This window comes from Vibrio sp. Vf1514 (assembly GCF_052076135.1).
In the GTDB taxonomy this organism is placed as follows: domain Bacteria; phylum Pseudomonadota; class Gammaproteobacteria; order Enterobacterales; family Vibrionaceae; genus Vibrio; species Vibrio furnissii.
Map to the genome: position 1 here is coordinate 2917856 of NZ_CP197267.1, position 19705 is coordinate 2937560.

Consider the following 19705-nt stretch of genomic DNA (forward strand, 5'->3'; position numbering starts at 1 on the left):
ACGATATTCGTTCCACCTTGTGCACCGTTCCTCGCTTATGCTTGATGTGTTGATAATTTAATCAACGCAAGACCTTGCAGAGGAGTGTTCTATGTCTCCCCCTCAAACCAACGTAGCCAGCCAGGCTCTGCCACCCTTTGATGAACTGGTCGAGCTGGCGCAGCAGGATCCTGAAGCATTCAGCCGATTTAAGCGCGAAATGTGTCAGGAGATGATCCTTTCTGCTTCCGATGGAATGCAGCACCGATTGTGGGCGCAGCAAAGTCATATCGACCTGATTCTGAGCCAATGCAAGAATCCAGACCACGCGAACGTCACCCTGATGCGAGAACTCAGTCTGCAAATGGCCAAATTCCGTGATGCGCTGGACGGCGAAATAGTGGAAGAAAAGCCGAGCGCGGACGTGATTCCCTTTCGCCCGACATCCGAGTCGTGGCGTTAAAAAAGGAGGCTCAAGCCTCCTTTTTTCTTGACCGCACAGGCTCTAACAGCCCTGTCCTATCACGATGAATGAGGCGCTTTCCCAAAGCGGTTATCGCCGCGGCTGCCCACCAAAAAACCGCACTCCACCAAAATCCAACTGCCACACAACAAGGCAGCAAGCGAGATCAGGGTATCGAGAATGTTGGGGGTGCTGGTCATCGCCATATTGGCGCCACCCATCGGCACCGTCATTCGGCCAATCACCAGCGGTACATTGAGCAACAGCCACCAGCTCGATTTATCGCGATCGTGCCAACGCTTGGCGGTGATGGCCAAATCCGGCACCAGAATCAACAGCATAAACAGCGGCAGCAGGTATGGCGCCCAGTCTGGCAGCCAACGGTTAAGCAGCGCGATCGCAGTGACGATCGCCACATAGTAAAAGACGTTCCAAATCCAGTATGTACGACGCCCGATGCGCCCCTGAAACGAAAAGAGCAGTGTTTGATAAGACATTAGCGTTTCCTGTTCAAACGGAATCAACTCGCTGTCAGTTCGTGACCTTCTGAAACCAAGCTCGGTCCATGTCACGAATGTTTACCGTCAAGCTGCGAACGTGGCTGGCTTGCGCCACCAACACATCCATGAGCTGACGTGACAACTCGCGTTTTTGCTCGGCGGTGCGCCCGTCCATCATTTCAAAACTGATGTGAATAAAATCCACGCTGTCGCCTTCGTCACCCACCAACCAATGGTGGCAACGCAGCGCGCGGGATTTAATCGAGGGAATATCAAATAAGCCACACGTCATGACCACCTGATGCAAATCTTCCAATAACCCCTGCACATTGACACGTTCATCCACAGAGTTGGAGTACTCGAGCACCAAATTAGGCATATTCACTTCCTTGTTTGTTATTTTCCTCATACTGAACTGACAGTAATAGCAAGACGCAGCACAAAATCCGAGCGAATGGCCTCTATTCTGTATAGCAGATCACTTCTCGGCCTTGCGCCTCATCAAACAAGATCCCAGAAAGTCATGACCGGAGTCATGATCTACGTAGTTTTATCTGTTATATTCTTTCGCAATCACGTTTTTTTTATTCATTGAAATTGGAGATATTCCTATGCGTCGTCCTGTAGTGATGGGGAACTGGAAACTGAATGGCAGCAAAGCAATGGTAACTGAGCTGTTGACTGGTCTGAATGCGGAACTTGAAGGTGTAACGGGTGTTGACGTGGCAGTAGCTCCACCAGCACTGTACCTAGATCTGGCTGAGCGTCTGATTGCAGAAGGCGGCAAAAAAATGATCCTGGGTGCACAAAACACTGACCTGCACAACAGCGGTGCGTACACTGGCGACATGTCTCCAGCCATGCTGAAAGATTTCGGTGCAACTCACATCATCATCGGCCACTCTGAGCGTCGTGAATACCACAACGAATCAGACGAGTTTGTTGCTCAAAAATTCGCATTCCTGAAAGAAAACGGTCTGACTCCAGTATTCTGTATCGGTGAAACTGAAGCGCAAAACGAAGCGGGCGAAACTGAAGCCGTTTGTGCACGTCAAATCAACGCAGTGATCGACGCATACGGCGTAGACGCTCTGAACGGCGCAATCATCGCTTACGAACCAATCTGGGCAATCGGTACTGGTAAAGCAGCAACGGCTGAAGATGCACAACGCATCCACGCATCTATTCGCGCGCTGATCGCAGCGAAAGATGAAGCGGTTGCAGCACAAGTGATCATCCAATACGGCGGTTCTGTTAAACCAGAAAACGCAGAAGCTTACTTCTCACAACCAGACATCGACGGCGCTCTTGTTGGCGGCGCATCTCTGGATGCGAAAAGCTTCGCAGCCATCGCGAAAGCAGCTGCAAAAGCAAAAGCGTAATCGCTTGTTGATGAAAAAGGTCGGCACTGCCGGCCTTTTTTATCGCCGTGACTCAGCGCGAGCGCGGCTAGTGCCTCCCCGCAAATTCGAGTATCCTACCCCCTTTCTTCCCTGTAATTGGCTGCCTGCTGACGCACGTCCGGCACGGTGCCGCGCGATGTAAGAAGGGTATATGCACGACAAACACGGCCTGCTTTCCGCCCCGATTCCCACGGTGCTCCGCCAGATGACCATCCCGATGACGTTCGGCATGATCGCCATTCTGATGTTCAACCTGGTCGATACCTTTTTCATCTCGCTGCTGGGCACCGACGCGCTGGCCGCGATCAGCTATACCTTTCCTGTCACATTTGGCATCAACTGCATCACCATGGGCATTGGTGTGGGCTTGTCGACCAGCATCGGTCGGTTGTTGGGGCAAGGCGATGCGCCCAATGCCGCGCGTTTTTCCACACACGGTGTGCTGCTGGCGGTGTGTTTGGTCGCGATCGCCTCCACGCTGGGCTTTTTCACCATTGAGCCACTGTTTCTGTTGCTGGGCGCCAAAGCTGAGTTGATTCCGCTGATTGAGCAATACATGCAGGTCTGGTACCTCACCATTCCGCTGCTGGTCATTCCGATGGCGGGCAACAGCGCGATTCGCGCCACCGGTGATACCAAAACCCCAGCCAAAATGATGATGCTGGCGGGTGCAATTAACGGCTGTCTCGATCCGCTGCTGATTTTTGGCTACGGCCCGTTTCCAGAACTCGGCATTCAGGGCGCGGCCATTGCCAGTGCCTTCTCGTGGCTGGGCGCATTGGTCGGCTCGCTGTATGTGTTGGTCAAACGCGATCGCCTGTTGGCGCCGCCGCACTTTGCGTCGTTGCGTCACGATTGGCAGCAAATCCTCAAGGTTGGCACACCAGCGGCGCTGTCGACGGCGATGAACCCCATTTCCGGCGCACTGCTGATGATGATACTCTCCGGCCACGGCACCGCTGCGGTGGCCGCTTATGGCGCAGCGCAGCGCATCGAATCGATTTTAATCTTGGTGTTGATGTCGCTCACCTCGGCGTTGACGCCATTTATGGCGCAGAATTTTGGGGCCAACAATCCGGTGCGCAGCTTTTCCGGCCTGTTTTTAAGCCTGCGCTTCTCGCTGATTTTTCAGTTGTTGGTCTTCATCATGATGGTGCCATTGAGCATTCCCTTGGCTGCACTGTTCTCTCAAGAACAAGCGGTGCGCGACTTGTTGTGGCATTACCTGTTGGTGGTGCCATTCAGCTATGGCTTTCAAGGGGTGGTGATGATGCTGGTGTCGGCGCTCAACGCGCTTCATCTACCGCTCAAAGCGTTTCAATGGAGCTTTATGCGCCTCTTTCTCTTCACCCTGCCATCAGCATGGCTCGGGTCAACGTTGTATGGCATTGAAGGGTTGTTTATTGGCATTGCGCTGGGCAACATTTTGGGCGGGCTGTCGGGCTACTTGTATGCTTTGATCCTGCGACGTCGCACGCTGCGCGATGGCGTGATGCAATCCGGTGCCTCCTAGCAGCGGCTCATTTTGCACAACCTTTTCTTACGCGACCTAATCTTGCTAGGTTGATGCGATAGCGCGAGACAAAAAAAGCCAGCGTCACGCTGGCTTTTTCTATGCTCGGATTCAGAGTCATTCGTCGATGACGTCATCTTCATCGCTTTCATCGCTGTCGAGGTCCGTCGTATTGAGCGGCTCTTGCGACAGGATGATGCCGGTGTTGTCGGCATAGAGATAATCTTCTGGCAGGAACGTCACGCCACCGAAGTTGACCGGCACATCGACTTCGCCGATGCCTTGTGCAGGCGCTCCCACGGGAATCGAAGCCAACGCTTGAATCCCGATGCTCATGTCTTCCAGCTCATCGACTTCACGCACGCAGCCGTAAACCACAATGCCTTCCCATTCGTTCTCTTCGGCTATGGCCGCCAGTTCAGCATCAACCAGCGCACGGCGTAGCGAACCACCGCCATCGATGAGCAGCACACGCCCAAGGCCGTCTTGTTCCAACGTCTCACGGATGAGGCCGTTGTCTTCAAAACATTTGATGGTCGTGACTTGGCCGGCAAATGACGCGCAGCCACCAAAATTGCTAAACATGGGTTCTACCACATCCACCTGGTCGAGATAGATATCACATAACGCAGAGGTGTTATATTCCATAGCCTTAGTCTCTTTACGAACAGTCTTTCAACGAGTATATCGGGTCAGTAAGTCAATGCAATGACAGAGTGCAAATTAACTCGTCAGAGTTTGAGCTATCACCACACCAACAAACAAAAGGTTAGTCACCAGCGAGCACTTGACGATCACCGGCAGCATCGGGGCAATTTGCGCCGGTTGCTCTGTAGCCCACACCGCGCGGCCATGCTTGGTCACCATGATGAGGCTGAGTAAAAACGGCAGGCTGATCCACACCGGTTTCCCCTGCATCAACAAGTAGCTGGCAAACGCGATCACCGCGCCAGTCAGCAGCAAAAAGTGGTAGGTTTTGGCGCGCTGTTGGCCCAATCGCACAGGCACGGTGCGCTTGCCACATTCTGCATCGTTTTCAATGTCGCGCATGTTGTTGACGTTGAGCACAGCCACCGCCATCAAGCCACAGCCCAGCGACGGCAGAAACAAACTCCACTCAATGTGACCGATGTGCAAAAAGTAAGTGCCGGACACGCCGAGCAAACCAAAGAACAGAAACACCGACAAATCCCCAAGGCCGACATAGCCGTACGGTTTGTTGCCGACGGTATAGGCGATCGCCGCCATCATTGCCAGCACACCCAAACCAATAAAGGCCAGAATGCTTTCTAGGCTGTCGAGGGCGTAAAACACCAGCGCCAATCCCGCCACAATGGTGAGACCGATGTTGATGAAAATCGCTCGCTTCATGTCTGCCAGCGACACTTCGCCTGACTGAATCGCGCGCATCGGGCCAAGACGTTTGTCGTTGTCGGTACCTTTCACGGCATCGCCGTAATCGTTCGCCAAGTTCGACAGGATTTGCAGCAGGGTTGCAGTCAGTAGCGCCAATAGCGCAACAGGTAACGAAAAGTGGCCAGACGAAAAGGCCAGCGCGCTGCCCGTAAAAATAGACACCAGCGCCAACGGCAACGTTTTCGGACGCGCCGCGTCAAACCAGATACGTAAAGAATTATTCATGGGGAAAAATTGTAAGATCGATCAACATAGTTTTCAGTATACGCGCAAGTGCGTAATATGAAAAAGCCCACCAGATCAAGGTGGGCTCAGAAATTACAGAATAAAGCGGCTGAGGTCTTCGTCTTCGACCAACTCGCCGAGTTTGGCGCGCACATAAGCCGAATCAATCGTCAGGCTTGCACCGGCTTTCTCGGTGGCATCAAACGAGATTTCATCCATCAGACGTTCCATCACCGTATGCAGGCGACGCGCACCGATGTTCTCGGTGGTTTCGTTGACTTGCCATGCGGCATCGGCAATTTGCTTGATGCCATCTTCGGTAAAGGCAATGTCGACCTCTTCCGTTTTCATCAGCGCCATGTATTGCTCGGTCAGCGACGCTTTTGGTTCGGTCAGAATGCGTTTGAAGTCATCACTAGAAAGCGCTTCCAGCTCCACTCGGATCGGCAGACGACCTTGTAGCTCAGGGATCAGATCCGAAGGTCGTGCCACTTGGAAAGCACCCGATGCGATGAACAGAATGTGGTCGGTACGCACCATGCCGTGTTTGGTGGTGACGGTGCTGCCTTCAATCAGGGGCAGCAAATCGCGTTGTACACCTTCGCGAGAGACATCAGGGCCTGACGATTCGCCGCGCTTACAGATCTTGTCGATCTCATCGATAAACACGATGCCGTTGTTTTCAACGTTGTAAATCGCCTGCTCTTTCAGTTCTTCCTGATTCACCAGCTTCGCCGCTTCTTCTTCGGTCAGGGCTTTAAACGCATCTTTAATTTTCAGTTTGCGTTTTTTCTTGGTGTCACCACCTAAGTTCTGGAACAGGCCCTGCAGCTGATTGGTCATCTCTTCCATGCCCGGAGGCGCCATGATTTCCACGCCCATCTGCGCCACCGCGACGTTCACTTCGATCTCTTTGTCATCCAGCTTGCCTTCACGCAGCTTCTTACGAAACGTTTGGCGTGTCGACGACGCAGTATCGTTGTGCTCCGCTTCGCCCCACGCATCACGCGCCGGCGGCAGCAACGCGTCAAGAATGCGCTCTTCCGCCTGCTCTTCAGCACGGAACTTCACTTTTTCCATCGCTTGCTGATGCGTCATCTTCACTGCCACGTCCGTCAGGTCGCGAATGATGGTTTCAACTTCTTTACCCACATAGCCCACTTCGGTGAACTTGGTGGCTTCGACTTTAATGAACGGCGCATTGGCCAGTTTCGCCAAACGGCGCGCAATCTCGGTTTTACCGACGCCGGTTGGGCCGATCATCAGAATGTTTTTCGGCGTGACTTCAACACGCAAGCTTTCTTCCAGCTGCATGCGACGCCAGCGGTTACGCAGCGCAATGGCGACCGCACGTTTGGCGTTGTCCTGACCGATGATATGACGGTTCAGTTCATGGACAATTTCACGAGGAGTCATTTCAGACATAGTGGTTTCCTTCAAATTCAGTAGCATCACACACGATTATTCGGCTGCGGCAGCAGGCAACAGTTCCGGCGGAATTTCCAGCTCTTCAATGGTGTGATGATGGTTCGTGAACACACAGATGTCGCCAGCAATCTTCAGCGCTTTTTGTGCAATTTCACGGGCGTCTAAATCGGTATTTTCCAGCAAGGCAATCGCCGCGGCTTGTGCAAAATTACCGCCGGAACCGATCGCAATCAGATCGTGTTCAGGCTGCAATACATCGCCGTTACCGGTAATGATCAGTGATGCGGTTTCATCCGCGACAGCCAAAATGGCTTCGAGGCGACGCAGTGCGCGATCGCTGCGCCAATCTTTGGCCAGCTCCACCGCCGCTTTTGTCAGGTGGCCCTGATGCATTTGCAGTTTGCTTTCAAAGCGTTCAAATAAGGTGAATGCGTCCGCTGTCCCCCCCGCGAATCCGGCCAATACTTTGTTGTTGTACAAACGACGAACTTTGCGCGCATTGCCTTTCATCACGGTATTGCCAAGCGAGACTTGTCCGTCACCTGCGATGACAACTTTGTTATTACGACGTACAGATACGATGGTAGTCACGAGGAACCCCTTTGTGCTTTTCACTATCAAGATAGTGGTTATATGAGGTTGGAAAATCAAAATTCAAGGCGGGAATCGTCAGCGCATCGTAAAAACGCCCAGCACTGAGGCCGGGCGTTTGATGACAATGGGAAACTGTTATTGCTGCTCTTTCCAAATCGCGCAAGGTTCAATCTTAGCGCGTTGCAGCTTGTGCTTATCACGCTCTGCATCGCGTTTGAATTTGTATGGGCCAAGCACCACACGGTACCAGCTGCTGTCTTCTTTCTTGCGAATTTTGCTGCTCAGGCCTTGGAAAGCAATGTCCAATTTACGCGCTTCCGCCTGCTGCATGGTTTTGTAAGCCCCACACTGCATGATGTACGGAATGTCCGAGACTTGCAGCTCTTTGGCTTTCACTTCAATCTCGCGATTGGGTAGCGATTCCACGTAGTCCCACTTCTCGGTGGGTGGTGGCGGCAAACGGTTGTTGTTTTGTGGTTGGCTGACCGGTTTTGATTTGGTCTCGACCACCACCGGTGCCGGCGGCTCAGGATCTTGATTGAGCAGATACAAGCCATAGCCAAACCCGCCGACCAACAGCATCGCCAGCAAGCCGCTGCGCCATGGTTTTCTGCGTCGAGGAGCTGATTTTTTAGGGGTCGGCTTTTTCGGACTACGACCGCGCCTTACATAATCTTTATTAGCCACTGAGAATTTCGAACGTTGACAATTTTGTCCACATGTTAAAGCAGATTCACCGCAGATAACAGCGCGGAAATGGAAGCGGCGCATCAAAATACGCCGCTGGTTGCAGGGAAATCACCGCGTTCACACGGCTTAGGCCGAGCGGGGCGGCGCTGCACTCTCGCGAATGACCAATTGGGTGTCGAGCAGACGCGAGCCCGCACGCACATCATGACCCCGCAGTAACTCAAGCATCATCAACATCGCCTGACGGCCGATCTCGTAACGCGGCTGAGAAATGGTGGTTAGCGGTGGATCGCAGTACTGCGCAAACTGAATGTCATCAAAGCCGACCACAGACAGGTCTTGCGGCACACGCATGCCCAAACGCTTGGCTTCCTGAATGGCACCAATCGCCATGGTATCGTTGTGACAGAAAATGGCTGTCGGCGGCTCTGGCAAGGCCATCAATTGGCGCACCGCTTTGGCACCCGACTCAAACGTAAAGTCACCGATGGTACTGTAGGTTGGATTGCGTGAAATCCCCGCGCGGCGCAGGGCTTGTTGATACCCTTGCTGACGGAATTGACACAACACCGCCGCTTCAGGGCCGGCAATCTGCGCGATGCGTTTGTGCCCCATCTGCGTCAGATAGTTCACCGCTTCAAAGGCAGATGTCAGGTTATCGATATGCACCGTCGGCAATTCAAGTTCTGGCGCAAACTCACACGCCATCACCATCGGTGGTAGGTTTTTCTGCTCAGGTTTGCTCACGTCAAACGGCAAATCGGTCCCCAGCAATAGCATACCGTCCGCCTGTTTGGTAAACACCAAGTTCACAAATGAGCTTTCACGTTTTTTCTGCTGACCGCTGTCACCCAGCAGTACCAGATAACCGTGTTCCATCGCGGCGTCTTCGATACCACGAATAATTTCGGTGTAATAAGGATCACAGATGTCCGGCACGATCGCGACAATGGTTTTCGATTCATTGCGACGCAGATTTCGGGCTAAAGAATTCGGTGAATAGCCAGCTTCTAAAACCGCCTCTTCAACCCGTTTACGAGTTGAGGCTGAAACTTTCTCGGGATTCATCAGAGCGCGCGAGACTGTCGCCGTCGATACGCCTGCAAGCTGGGCAACATCCTTCATTGTCGCCATGTGTAATTACCCTCTTTCTCGGTTCTTCATAGTGCGATGCACTTTTTTTATGATTATGGGATCGCTTTGAGTTGCCCTTTACTCTTCAACCACCCGGCACTCCTTTTACCGTGTCATTGAGACTGCTTTTGGCCAACTTTAAGCACACTTTATGCAGCGAAAACGATTCACTAACACAAGATTGCGAATAGTTTATTCGTTTCCGAATAGAAAGTTACGGTCTGATTAACAAATCTTACATTGCAAGTGTGACGTTAATCACGATAAGAAGGTTTTTATTTTTTGACAAAAATAACAATAAGAACAATCAACTGAGATCTTGCGGTTCAATGTCCAGTGACCAACGCACTTTACTCGCCAGCGGCAAGAGCTGAATGGCCGGTTTGGCGCTGGCGAGCAGCTTTTGCATCACTGAGCGACTCGGCGCCTGCAGCAGCAATTGCCAACGGAATTTACCCGCGCGTTTAGCCAAAGGCGCTGGCGTTGGGCCAAGCACCAGGCAACCCTGTTCACACAATGGATGCGCTTCCAACGTGTGGCGCACTTGGCGCAGAAAATCTTCCACAGGTTGCGATTGGTTGCCTTCGGCGCGAAACAGCGTCAAATAGGTATACGGCGGCAGTTGTGCCAATTTGCGCTCAGCGAGCGCAGTCTCGGCAAATTGGCTGTAGTCGTTGTGCAGTAATGCTTGCAGCAAGGTGTGCTCCGGATGGTGGGTTTGCAATACCACTTCGCCCGGTTTGCTCGCCCGCCCCGCTCGGCCTGCGACTTGAATAAACAGCTGCGCCAATCGCTCCGACGCGCGAAAATCGCTGCTATAGAGCGAGCCGTCGACATCCAGAAGCGCCACCAGCGTTACATCCGGAAAATGGTGACCTTTGGCCAGCATCTGCGTGCCAATCAGAATTTGATATTCACCGCGGCGAATCGCGCCAAGCGCTGACTCCAAGCTGCCTTTGCGACGTGTGCTGTCGCGGTCGATACGAATCGCTTTGTATTCCGGAAACAGCTCACTGAGCTGCGCTTCCAACTGCTCGGTGCCCACGCCGACGGTCACCAAATGGGTAGAACCACATCCCTGACACTGGTGAATCACCGGACGCTGAGAGCCACAATGGTGACAGCGAATTTCGCTGCTGTGTTGGTGATAGGTGTAATAGGCATCGCAGCGCTGACAGTTGGCGATCCAACCACATTCGTGGCACATCAGCGCCGGTGAAAAACCGCGGCGGTTGAGAAACAACAACACTTGATTGCCTTGCGACAAATGGCGGCGCATTTCGGCGATCAGCGGCGCCGACAGGCCACTTTCCAAGTACAGCCCTTTGACATCCAACACGCGGTTGGTGGTGGGTAGCGCTGTGCCCGCACGCTGCGTCAGTTGCAGATGATGGTATTTGCCGGTCAGCGCGTTGTGCAGCGTTTCTAATGCCGGCGTTGCCGACCCCAACACAATCGGCACCTGCTCCAAATTGGCGCGCATCACCGCCACATCACGGGCGTGATAACGTAGGCTATCTTGCTGTTTGTAGGAGGCATCGTGCTCTTCATCGACAATAATGATGCCGAGATCAGCAAACGGGGTCAGCAATGCCGAACGGGTACCAATCACGATGCCAGCCACTTTGTCGCGCGCAGCCAGCCAAGCATTGAGCCGCTCGGTGTCGTTCAAGCCGGAGTGAATCACCTCCACCGGCACGGTGAAGCGCTTGCGAAATCGGTTGATGGTTTGTGGCGTGAGGCCAATTTCCGGCACCAGCACCAACGCCTGCTTGCCCGCTTCCAACACCGGTTTGATGAGATTGAGGTAGACCTCCGTTTTGCCAGACCCGGTCACCCCATGCAGCAGATAACAGCCAAAGCCGCGCTGACTGTTGACTGACGCAATCGCGATTGCCTGCTCTTGGTTGAGTTTGGGTTTATCGACATCGGCTTCAACCACCTTGGGCCATGGGCGAAACTGCGGCTGCTTCTCCGTGACTTCAATCCAGCCTTTGTCTTGCAAAGTATTAAGCGTGGCACTGGACACCTCTTCATCGAGCATGATCTGATGCGCCACCGGGCCCGGCTCAAGCAAATGCATCACCTGCGCCTGCTTGACCGCGCGGCCAAAGCCTTGCATCAACTGATCGCGCCCACGTTCGGTCATGTACCACTCTTTACTGCTGGCAAAATCAGCCGGTTTACCTTTGCGCAGCGCACTCGGCATCGCATTGGCCAACGTGTCGCCGAGTGGATATTGATAAAACTGGCTGCACCATTGCAACAAGCGGTACAGCGTTTCTGGCCACACGGGCTGAGAATCGAGCACTGCTTTGATCGCTTTGAGCTGCTCGCGCGGAAACGCCGATTCCTGCGCCAACGCCGTCACCACACCGACCAGCGTCTGGCGGCCAAACGGCACCGACACACGGCCGCCGATGATCGGAAACAAATGGTTGGGGATCAGGTAATCAAATTGCTTATCCAGTGGTACCGGCAGGGCGACACGGGCAATACTTGGGCGCATAACAGTCCGTCAGCAGTCAAAAATGGTGAGAAATCACAGTCTACTGGATGCGGGTGGGAAATTCGACCCACAAATAGTGGCGAAAATAACGCCGAAAGCGGTTGATCCGGCGCGGGGGATTCATTAATATATCGCGCCTTGAAGATGCTTGGTCACCAAGGCTGAGTATCGAACAGTATCATTAACATTACGTGTGGTGTCCGACATTGATTCGGATAGCGACACGGCCTAAATTGAGGTTATCCCATGAAAGCTGGTATCCACCCAGAATACAAAGAAGTAACAGCGTCTTGCTCTTGCGGCAACACTTTCGTTTTCAAATCAACTCTAGGTAAAGACGCTCTGCACCTGGACGTATGTGACCAGTGCCACCCATTCTACACTGGTAAACAACGTGTTGTTGACACTGGCGGCCGTGTTGATCGCTTCAACAAGCGTTTCGGCGCGCTATCAAGCAAGAAGTAATTTCGACTTCACGCGAAGATTCAAAAAGGACGCTCCGGCGTCCTTTTTTCATGCCTGCAATTTCTCCTTACCGCGATCACAAAATAGCTGGTCTTATCAGATTAAATTAGTCAAGTTTTGTACGATTGACCCGCAATCCTGCCTAGGCAGCTTGACAGACATCTATTAGAATAATTCCCCTTTTCCAAAAACAATAAAGAGACCTCCCCTATGTCCGATGACAACCAAGAACTGACGCCGGAAGAAGCATTCCGCCAGCGTGCGCTGGATTACCATGCGTTGCCGATCCCAGGAAAAATTGCTGTTTCTCTAACGAAACCAGCAGATTCTGCTGCAGACTTAGCCCTCGCCTACAGCCCAGGCGTGGCAGAGCCCGTGCGTGAAATCGCGCAAAATGTCGACAACGTTTACAAATACACGGCCAAAGGCAATACCGTGGCAGTGATCTCAAACGGCACCGCCATTCTTGGCTTGGGTAACTTGGGCCCAATGGCATCCAAACCTGTGATGGAAGGAAAAGCCCTGCTATTCAAACGCTTTGCAGGTCTCGATTCCATCGACATCGAAGTCAAACACCGCACCATTGATGAATTCGTCGATACCGTCGCCAACATTGCCGACACCTTTGGCGGGATCAACCTCGAAGACATCAAAGCCCCAGACTGTTTTGAAATCGAGCGTCGCCTGATTGAGCGTTGTGACGTGCCCGTCTTCCACGATGACCAGCACGGCACTGCGATCGTGACCGCCGCTGGCATGCTGAACGCGATTGAACTGCAAGGCAAAAAGCTGGAAGAGTGCATCATCGTCTGCCTTGGCGCAGGCGCTGCGGCCGTGGCGTGTATGGAGCTGCTGATCAAGTGCGGCGCGATGCGTGAAAAAATCTACATGTTGGACCGCAAAGGCGTAATTCACACGCGCCGTGACGATTTGAACGAGTACAAACAGCTGTTCGCCAACAATACCGACAAACGCACATTGGAAGATGTGATTGCCGGGGCTGACCTGTTCCTTGGTGTATCAGGCCCGAACCTGCTGCCAGCCGACGCACTGAAGCTGATGGCCGACAAACCCGTAGTGTTTGCATGTTCAAACCCGGATCCAGAAATCAAACCGGAACTGGCGTACGAAGTGCGCAGCGATTTGATCATGGGCACCGGCCGCAGTGACTACCCGAACCAAGTCAACAACGTGTTGTGTTTCCCATTCATCTTCCGTGGCGCGCTGGACGTACGCGCGAGCGAGATCAACGATGAGATGAAACTGGCCGCGGTCGACGCAATTCGTCAACTGGCCAAAGAAGACGTGCCTGCAGAAGTCCTGAAAGCGGCCGGCGTTGATCACCTGGCATACGGCAACGACTACATCATTCCAAAACCAATGGACCCGCGTCTGCTGCCTCGCGTCGCCAAAGCCGTGGCTCAAGCTGCCGTGGATTCGGGCGTTGCACGCATCGACATGCCACAAGGCTACATGGAAGCGTAAACGCTCCTTGCTTCAAGTGAAGACAAAAAAACCTGGCTCATGGCCAGGTTTTTTTATGCGTGACGTACGTGTGCGCTTAGTCGTCGTAAGCTTCGAACTCGATGCCCATCGCGGTCATCAGCTCTTTCACTTCGGCAGGAATATCATCCGGACGGTCTTTACGCAGATCTTCATCCGTGGGTAGCGGCTGACCGGTGTATGCATGCAAAAACGCTTCACACAGCAGCTCACTGTTTGTTGCATGACGCAGGTTATTGATTTGGCGGCGAGTTCGTTCATCCGTCAGCACTTTCAGCACCTTAAGCGGGATCGACACAGTGATTTTTTTCACCTGCTCGCTCTTTTTCCCATGCTCCGCGTATGGACTAATATAGTCGCCATTCCAGTCTGCCATTGCGCACCTTCGTTGTTTGGATTCGAGTTAGTTTTTCAAAGTCCCCAATTTTAGCGGGATTTACTGCCATAAGCAAAGACATATAGACGTCTAGAAGTGTTGACGTCTTCTTTTTTGCCCAGTAAAGTGTGATGTTATTCAGCGGGGTGATCAGCGTCAGCATGCGTCACCGCCGACTTGGAAGCCAAAACATCGTCAATCAGGAAAGGAAACGCTCATGACCAATCGCAAGCCAGCGACCGTTGCGGTCCGCACGGGTATTGAATCGGACACGCAGTATCACGCTGTGGTTCCCCCCATTTATCTCTCGACTAACTATGGCTTTCCTGCGTTTGGTGAAGTGCCAAAATACGATTACACCCGCTCGGGGAACCCCAATCGTGGTTTGCTCGAACAAGCGCTGTCTGAACTCGAATGCGGCGCGGATGCAGTCGTCACCAACTGCGGTACTTCAGCGCTCAACCTATGGGTTTCTGCCTTCCTGACTCCGCAAGATTTAATCATTGCGCCACACGATTGTTATGGCGGCACATACCGTTTATTCAACACGCGCGCTAAAAAAGGTGACTTCAAAGTGCTGTTTGTCGATCAATCTGACGAACAGGCGCTGGCCGCGGCGATGGCCCAACACCCGAAACTGGTGCTGCTGGAAACGCCGTCTAACCCGCTGGTGCGGGTGGTCGACATCGAAAAAATCTGCCAGCAAGCCCACGCGGTCGGCGCGCTGGTGGCGGTCGACAATACCTTTTTGACACCGGTGTACCAAAAGCCCCTGACGCTCGGCGCTGACTTTGTGGTGCACTCCACCACCAAATACCTCAACGGTCACTCAGACGTGATTGGCGGCGTGATTATCAGCAAAGCGGCTCAGCATGCCGAAGAGCTGAAATGGTGGGGCAACTGCATTGGTGCAACGGGCACGCCATTTGATAGCTACATGACGCTGCGCGGCTTGCGCACGCTCGGCGCGCGGATGCGCGTGCATGAAGAAAGCTCCCAACTCATCCTCAACTACCTGCAAAGCCAATCGCTGGTGAAGGTCATTTACCACCCGAGCCTGCCAGAGCATCCGGGTCACGAGATTGCGAAAAAGCAGCAGGTCGGTTTTGGTTCCATGCTCAGTTTTGAGTTTGCGGGCTCGTTTGAACAACTGAAATATTTTGTCGGCAAACTCGACCTGTTCTCGCTGGCGGAATCACTCGGCGGCGTCGAAAGTTTGGTGTGTCACCCTGCGTCGATGACGCACCGCGCGATGGGCGAAGAAGCCCTCGCTGAAGCGGGCGTATCACAGCAACTGCTGCGTTTGTCGGTTGGTTTGGAAGATGCCTCTGACCTGATTGCCGATCTGGATCAGGCATTCAACAAAGCTAAGGAGGCCTTTTAATGACTCAGTCGCGTCAACTGCATAAATTTGGCGGTAGCAGTCTCGCAGACCCAGAATGTTATCAACGCGTGGCGCATATTCTGCAGGAATATTCTCAGCCCGACGATTTGGTGGTGGTGTCCGCTGCGGGCAAAACCACCAACCGGCTGATCGCGTTTCTCGATGCGTTGAATAAAGACGGTCGCATCGCGCATGAAACCCTGCAATCCCTGCGCGTATATCAAAGTGAACTGATTGAAGGCTTGTTAGAAAGCGATGCCGCCGATCGGTTACTGACCCAATTGAATGGTGAATTCGTCGCACTGGGCGAACTCACGGCGCCGCTGAGCACCGCGCAACAAGCGGCCGTGCTTGGTCATGGTGAAGTGTGGTCTTCTCGCCTGCTGGCGGCACTGCTGAACCAACTGCAACTCCCCGCTGCCGCGCAAGATGCGCGCGTGTTTCTGCGCGCTGAAAGTGGCACGCAACCCGAAGTGGATCGCGCCCGCTCTTACCCACTGCTCAAAGAAGTGTTGGCACAACACGCACATCATCGCGTGGTGATCACCGGCTTTATGGCGCAAAACGACGCAGGGGAAACCGTACTGCTCGGGCGCAATGGCTCCGATTACTCGGCAACGGTGATTGGCGCACTGGCGGAAGTCGACCGCGTGACGATTTGGAGCGATGTGGCGGGCGTCTACAGCGCCGACCCGCGTTTGGTCAGCGATGCCTGCCTGCTGCCACTGCTGCGTTTGGATGAAGCCAACGAACTGGCACGCTTGGCAGCCCCTGTATTACACAGCCGCACGTTGCAACCCGTCGCCCAAAGTGCGATGGATCTCAGCTTACGTTGCAGCTACCAGCCGGAATCCGGTTCTACGCGCATTGAACGCGTGCTGGCCTCTGGCCGCGGCGCCAAAATCATCACCTCGCTTGACGACGTGCAGCTGATCGAATTGGCATTTGCACACGGCCACACCGTTCAGCGCGCGCAACACGAAGTGCTGGAAAAACTCAAACGTGCGCAGCTTGAACCGTTGGCATTTGAAGTACAAGCCGACCAACACCACATGCGCTTGGCCTACACCGCTGAAATCGCCTCCGGCGCACTGAGCTTGCTACACGATTTGGCCATTGAGGCCGAAATCAAACTCAAAGATGGCTACGCGATGGTCGGCGCGGTCGGCGCAGGCGTCACCAAGAATGCGCACCACAGCTACGGTTTCTTCCAACAACTCAAAGCCTCGCCGGTGGAATTTGTGTGCGAAGCAGAATCGGGCTTGAGTTTGGTGGCCGTACTGCGTCAAACCGACGTTGAGCCGTTAGTCACCGGTTTGCACACGCAACTGTTTCAGGCGCAAAAACGCGTGGCACTGGCGCTGTGTGGCAAGGGCAACATCGGCTCAAGCTGGCTCAAACTGTTTGCTGAACAAAAAGATGAGCTGGAAAAACGCCACGGCATGAACTTCGAATTGGTCGCCGTCATTGACAGCCAAACTTACTGGTTCAACCCACAAGGCATCGATGCAGCCAACGTGTTGGCGCATTACAGCGATGAAGCGCTGCCAAACGATGGTCAGCAGTGGCTCAAGCAACTGGGCAACATTCAAGGCTTTGATGAAGTCGTGGTGTTGGATGTCACCGCCAGCCAAGAGTTGGCCGATCGCTATCTGGACATCGCAGAGCACGGCATGCACCTGATTTCCGCCAACAAGGTGGCTGGTTCAGCTGCGGGCGATTATTACCAGCAAGTCAAAGACGCGTTTGCCAAAATCAGCCGCCATTGGTTGTACAACGCGACCGTCGGCGCCGGCTTGCCCATCAACCACACTGTGCGCGATTTGCGTGAAAGTGGCGATGAAATCACCGCGCTATCGGGAATTTTCTCGGGCACGCTGTCGTGGCTGTTCCAGCAATACGACGGCCAAGTGCCGTTCAGTGAATTGGTCGATTTGGCGTGGCAACAAGGCTTAACCGAACCCGACCCGCGTTGTGATTTGGATGGCTCAGACGTCATGCGCAAACTGGTCATTCTGGCGCGCGAATCTGGGCTGGACATCGAACCGCAAAGCGTCCGCGTGGAATCACTGGTGCCTGAAGAGCTGCGCGCGTTGTCGCTGGATGACTTCCTCGACAAAAGCCAGTTGCTCAACGAACGCTTGGCGGAACGTCTGGCCAAGGCGCAGCGCCAAGACAAAGTGTTGCGTTATGTGGCCCGCCTCGAGAAAAATGGCAAAGCCACCGTCGGTGTGGAGGCCCTCGACAAAGAGCATGCGCTGGCGAATTTGCTGCCGTGTGACAACATCTTTGCCATCGAAAGCAAATGGTATCGCGACAACCCGTTGGTGATTCGAGGCCCGGGCGCCGGGCGAGAAGTGACGGCCGGCGCGATTCAGTCCGACCTCAACTTGCTCGCAGGTCTGCTGTAAACATGATAAAGCTCGTCAAAATGGCGAGCTTTTTGTTGTTTATTCTGTTATTAATTTCAAGGACAGAACAATTGTCGAACAGGATGGGAATGGCCGTGAATCACCGCTAACGTGCTGATAACGGTGTTGAATTCCCCTCACGATCAACATGAAAAATATTCATAATGGCAAGGTTGACATTAAAATGCATTCAAGACATTCTGTAGCCATATAGACGTCTAAACGTCAATCTTAACAGTGTTCGCGTTGTGGCATGAAGCCACAGGGAGAGAAAAAAATGGGATATACGCACGCCAGTCATATTGACGCACTAAACCAGAATATTGCTGATCTTTCAGACATCAACGTTTCGTTTGAATTTTTCCCGCCGAGCACTGCGCAAATGGAAGAAACGCTGTGGAACTCGGTGCATCGTCTCAAAACCCTGAAACCGAAATTTGTCTCGGTCACTTACGGCGCGAACTCCGGCGAACGTGATCGCACCCACTCGATCATCAAAGCCATCAAAGACCAAACCGGCCTGATTGCCGCGCCGCACCTGACCTGTATCGATGCCAGCCGCGAAGAACTAATTCAGATTGCCGACGATTACTGGCACAACGGGATTCAAAACATCGTCGCCCTGCGTGGTGACATTCCACCGGGCGGTGGCAAGCCAGACATGTACGCTTCGGACTTGGTGACGCTGCTGAAATCACGTCACGATTTCGACATCTCCGTCGCGGCTTTTCCGGAAGTCCACCCGGAAGCCAAAAGCGCCCAAGCAGACCTTCTGAACCTGAGACGAAAAGTAGATGCGGGGGCCAACCGTGCCATCACGCAGTTCTTCTTTGATGTCGAAAGCTACCTGCGTTTTCGTGACCGCTGTGTGGCGGCGGGAATTGATGTGGAAATCGTCCCGGGCATTTTGCCGGTCTCCAACTTCAAGCAGGCCTCGCGTTTTGCGGCGCAGAACCACGTCAAAGTACCGAGCTGGATGGCGAAGCAATTTGATGGGCTGGATGACGATCCAGTGACACGTCAGCTGGTCGGTGCCAGCCAAGCGATTGACATGGTGCGCATCTTGTCACGCGAGGGCGTGAAAGACTTTCACTTCTACACCCTCAACCGCGCGGAAATGACTTACGCGCTCTGCCACACGCTGGGTGTTCGTCCAAGCTTGTAAGCGACGATGAGACACAAAAAAACGCCGACAACTGTCGGCGTTTTTTATCAATTCGATATTGCGGCAAATCGCGGCAATCGGTTGATTATTCCACGTCGTCCATTTTGCCCAGCAGGTTGCGAATACGCTCTTGCCATGCAGTGTGTTCTTGTTGAATTTGTTGAGAACGTTGCTCTAGTGCTTCACGGCTCGCTTTCAGCTCGTTCGCTTCTTCGACCAGTTTCACTTTCTCTTCTTTCAGCTCTTCAACTTCCATTTGCAGTAATGCGATTGTATCAACCGCGGTTTGGATTTTTGCTTCTAGTTGTTCTAGTACTTCAAAAGACATGGTACTTACCCTTTCTTGATTCGGTTGCGGTGAACTCACTTCACTAATCGTTCCATTCTACTCAGCCAAGCGCAGAGAAACACTCACTATATTCGATATTTTGCGCTATTCGGTTAAAAAAACGGCGCAAATTGACTTCCCGCTTACTTTCGTGACGCGCAGGGGGAAACAAAGCCTGAAAAATCAGGCTATCGTAACGACTTTTGATCGAGTGCAAGT

General features: G+C 53.3%; 19 protein-coding genes. 8 read left to right on the forward strand and 11 right to left on the reverse strand.

All coding sequences use genetic code 11. The features are described from left to right. Positions 1-91 precede the first annotated feature (91 nt). Positions 92-442 carry a DUF3135 domain-containing protein gene (locus ACS18Q_RS13565; RefSeq protein ID WP_004728535.1) on the forward strand — a complete coding sequence of 117 codons (351 nt, stop codon included), beginning with the start codon at positions 92-94 and terminating at the stop codon, positions 440-442. A gap of 59 nt (positions 443-501) precedes the next feature. Here the strand turns inward: ACS18Q_RS13565 and ACS18Q_RS13570 are convergent, their stop codons facing one another. Together ACS18Q_RS13570 and ACS18Q_RS13575 are read right to left on the reverse strand one after the other, a co-directional pair. Continuing rightward, positions 502-939 (reverse strand): DUF805 domain-containing protein, encoded by a 438-nt coding sequence (locus ACS18Q_RS13570; RefSeq protein WP_014204318.1) that lies wholly within the window; start codon positions 937-939, stop codon positions 502-504. Positions 940-973: 34 nt separating this feature from the next. Beyond that, a complete protein-coding gene (locus ACS18Q_RS13575; protein ID WP_004728533.1) occupies positions 974-1321 on the reverse strand; it encodes a 5-carboxymethyl-2-hydroxymuconate Delta-isomerase in 348 nt (115 codons plus the stop codon). A 232-nt stretch (positions 1322-1553) separates the two neighbouring features. Between ACS18Q_RS13575 and tpiA the strand changes: the two genes are divergently transcribed. Together tpiA and ACS18Q_RS13585 are read left to right on the forward strand one after the other, a co-directional pair. After that, complete coding sequence (gene tpiA, locus ACS18Q_RS13580) at positions 1554-2324, forward strand: triose-phosphate isomerase (protein ID WP_004728532.1); 771 nt, start codon at positions 1554-1556, stop codon at positions 2322-2324. A gap of 172 nt (positions 2325-2496) precedes the next feature. Beyond that, a complete protein-coding gene (locus tag ACS18Q_RS13585; RefSeq protein WP_441257164.1) occupies positions 2497-3858 on the forward strand; it encodes an MATE family efflux transporter in 1362 nt (453 codons plus the stop codon). Positions 3859-3975: 117 nt separating this feature from the next. On the opposite strand, the gene rraA is transcribed toward ACS18Q_RS13585, so the two are convergent. The 7 genes from rraA to priA form a co-directional block, all read right to left on the reverse strand. Continuing rightward, complete coding sequence (gene rraA / locus ACS18Q_RS13590; protein WP_143680265.1) at positions 3976-4506, reverse strand: ribonuclease E activity regulator RraA; 531 nt, start codon at positions 4504-4506, stop codon at positions 3976-3978. Positions 4507-4581: 75 nt separating this feature from the next. Continuing rightward, a complete protein-coding gene (locus tag ACS18Q_RS13595) occupies positions 4582-5499 on the reverse strand; it encodes a 1,4-dihydroxy-2-naphthoate polyprenyltransferase (RefSeq protein WP_014204315.1) in 918 nt (305 codons plus the stop codon). Positions 5500-5592: 93 nt separating this feature from the next. After that, positions 5593-6924: an HslU--HslV peptidase ATPase subunit gene (hslU, locus tag ACS18Q_RS13600; RefSeq protein ID WP_004728528.1), complete on the reverse strand. Its 1332-nt coding sequence runs from the start codon at positions 6922-6924 to the stop codon at positions 5593-5595. A gap of 36 nt (positions 6925-6960) precedes the next feature. Beyond that, a complete protein-coding gene (gene hslV / locus ACS18Q_RS13605) occupies positions 6961-7518 on the reverse strand; it encodes an ATP-dependent protease subunit HslV (RefSeq protein WP_014204312.1) in 558 nt (185 codons plus the stop codon). A 138-nt stretch (positions 7519-7656) separates the two neighbouring features. Continuing rightward, the gene (locus ACS18Q_RS13610; protein WP_038152602.1) at positions 7657-8208 is read right to left on the reverse strand and encodes an SPOR domain-containing protein; all 552 of its coding nucleotides are present in this window, start codon (positions 8206-8208) and stop codon (positions 7657-7659) included. A gap of 129 nt (positions 8209-8337) precedes the next feature. Then, positions 8338-9345 (reverse strand): DNA-binding transcriptional regulator CytR, encoded by a 1008-nt coding sequence (gene cytR, locus ACS18Q_RS13615; RefSeq protein ID WP_004728525.1) that lies wholly within the window; start codon positions 9343-9345, stop codon positions 8338-8340. A gap of 307 nt (positions 9346-9652) precedes the next feature. Further along, complete coding sequence (gene priA, locus ACS18Q_RS13620; protein ID WP_441257165.1) at positions 9653-11854, reverse strand: primosomal protein N'; 2202 nt, start codon at positions 11852-11854, stop codon at positions 9653-9655. A 246-nt stretch (positions 11855-12100) separates the two neighbouring features. Here priA and rpmE point away from each other — a divergent pair, with 246 nt between their 5' ends. Continuing rightward, positions 12101-12319 (forward strand): 50S ribosomal protein L31, encoded by a 219-nt coding sequence (gene rpmE, locus ACS18Q_RS13625; RefSeq protein ID WP_004728523.1) that lies wholly within the window; start codon positions 12101-12103, stop codon positions 12317-12319. 210 nt (positions 12320-12529) lie between these two features. Then, entirely contained in the window at positions 12530-13804 is a 1275-nt protein-coding gene (locus ACS18Q_RS13630; RefSeq protein ID WP_004728522.1) for a malic enzyme-like NAD(P)-binding protein, read from the forward strand. A gap of 76 nt (positions 13805-13880) precedes the next feature. On the opposite strand, the gene metJ is transcribed toward ACS18Q_RS13630, so the two are convergent. Then, positions 13881-14198, reverse strand: a complete 318-nt coding sequence (gene metJ / locus ACS18Q_RS13635) for a met regulon transcriptional regulator MetJ (RefSeq protein WP_004728521.1) — start codon at positions 14196-14198, stop codon at positions 13881-13883. Between the two features lie 217 nt (positions 14199-14415). Here metJ and ACS18Q_RS13640 point away from each other — a divergent pair, with 217 nt between their 5' ends. From ACS18Q_RS13640 to metF, 3 genes are all read left to right on the forward strand, one after another. Further along, entirely contained in the window at positions 14416-15582 is a 1167-nt protein-coding gene (locus tag ACS18Q_RS13640) for an O-succinylhomoserine (thiol)-lyase (protein WP_004728520.1), read from the forward strand. Then, a complete protein-coding gene (locus ACS18Q_RS13645; RefSeq protein WP_206981790.1) occupies positions 15582-17993 on the forward strand; it encodes a bifunctional aspartate kinase/homoserine dehydrogenase II in 2412 nt (803 codons plus the stop codon). The genes ACS18Q_RS13640 and ACS18Q_RS13645 overlap by 1 nt, the downstream gene beginning before the upstream one ends. Positions 17994-18270: 277 nt before the next feature. After that, entirely contained in the window at positions 18271-19158 is an 888-nt protein-coding gene (gene metF / locus ACS18Q_RS13650; RefSeq protein WP_004728518.1) for a methylenetetrahydrofolate reductase, read from the forward strand. Between the two features lie 85 nt (positions 19159-19243). On the opposite strand, the gene zapB is transcribed toward metF, so the two are convergent. Then, complete coding sequence (gene zapB / locus ACS18Q_RS13655; protein ID WP_004728517.1) at positions 19244-19486, reverse strand: cell division protein ZapB; 243 nt, start codon at positions 19484-19486, stop codon at positions 19244-19246. Positions 19487-19705 lie beyond the last annotated feature (219 nt).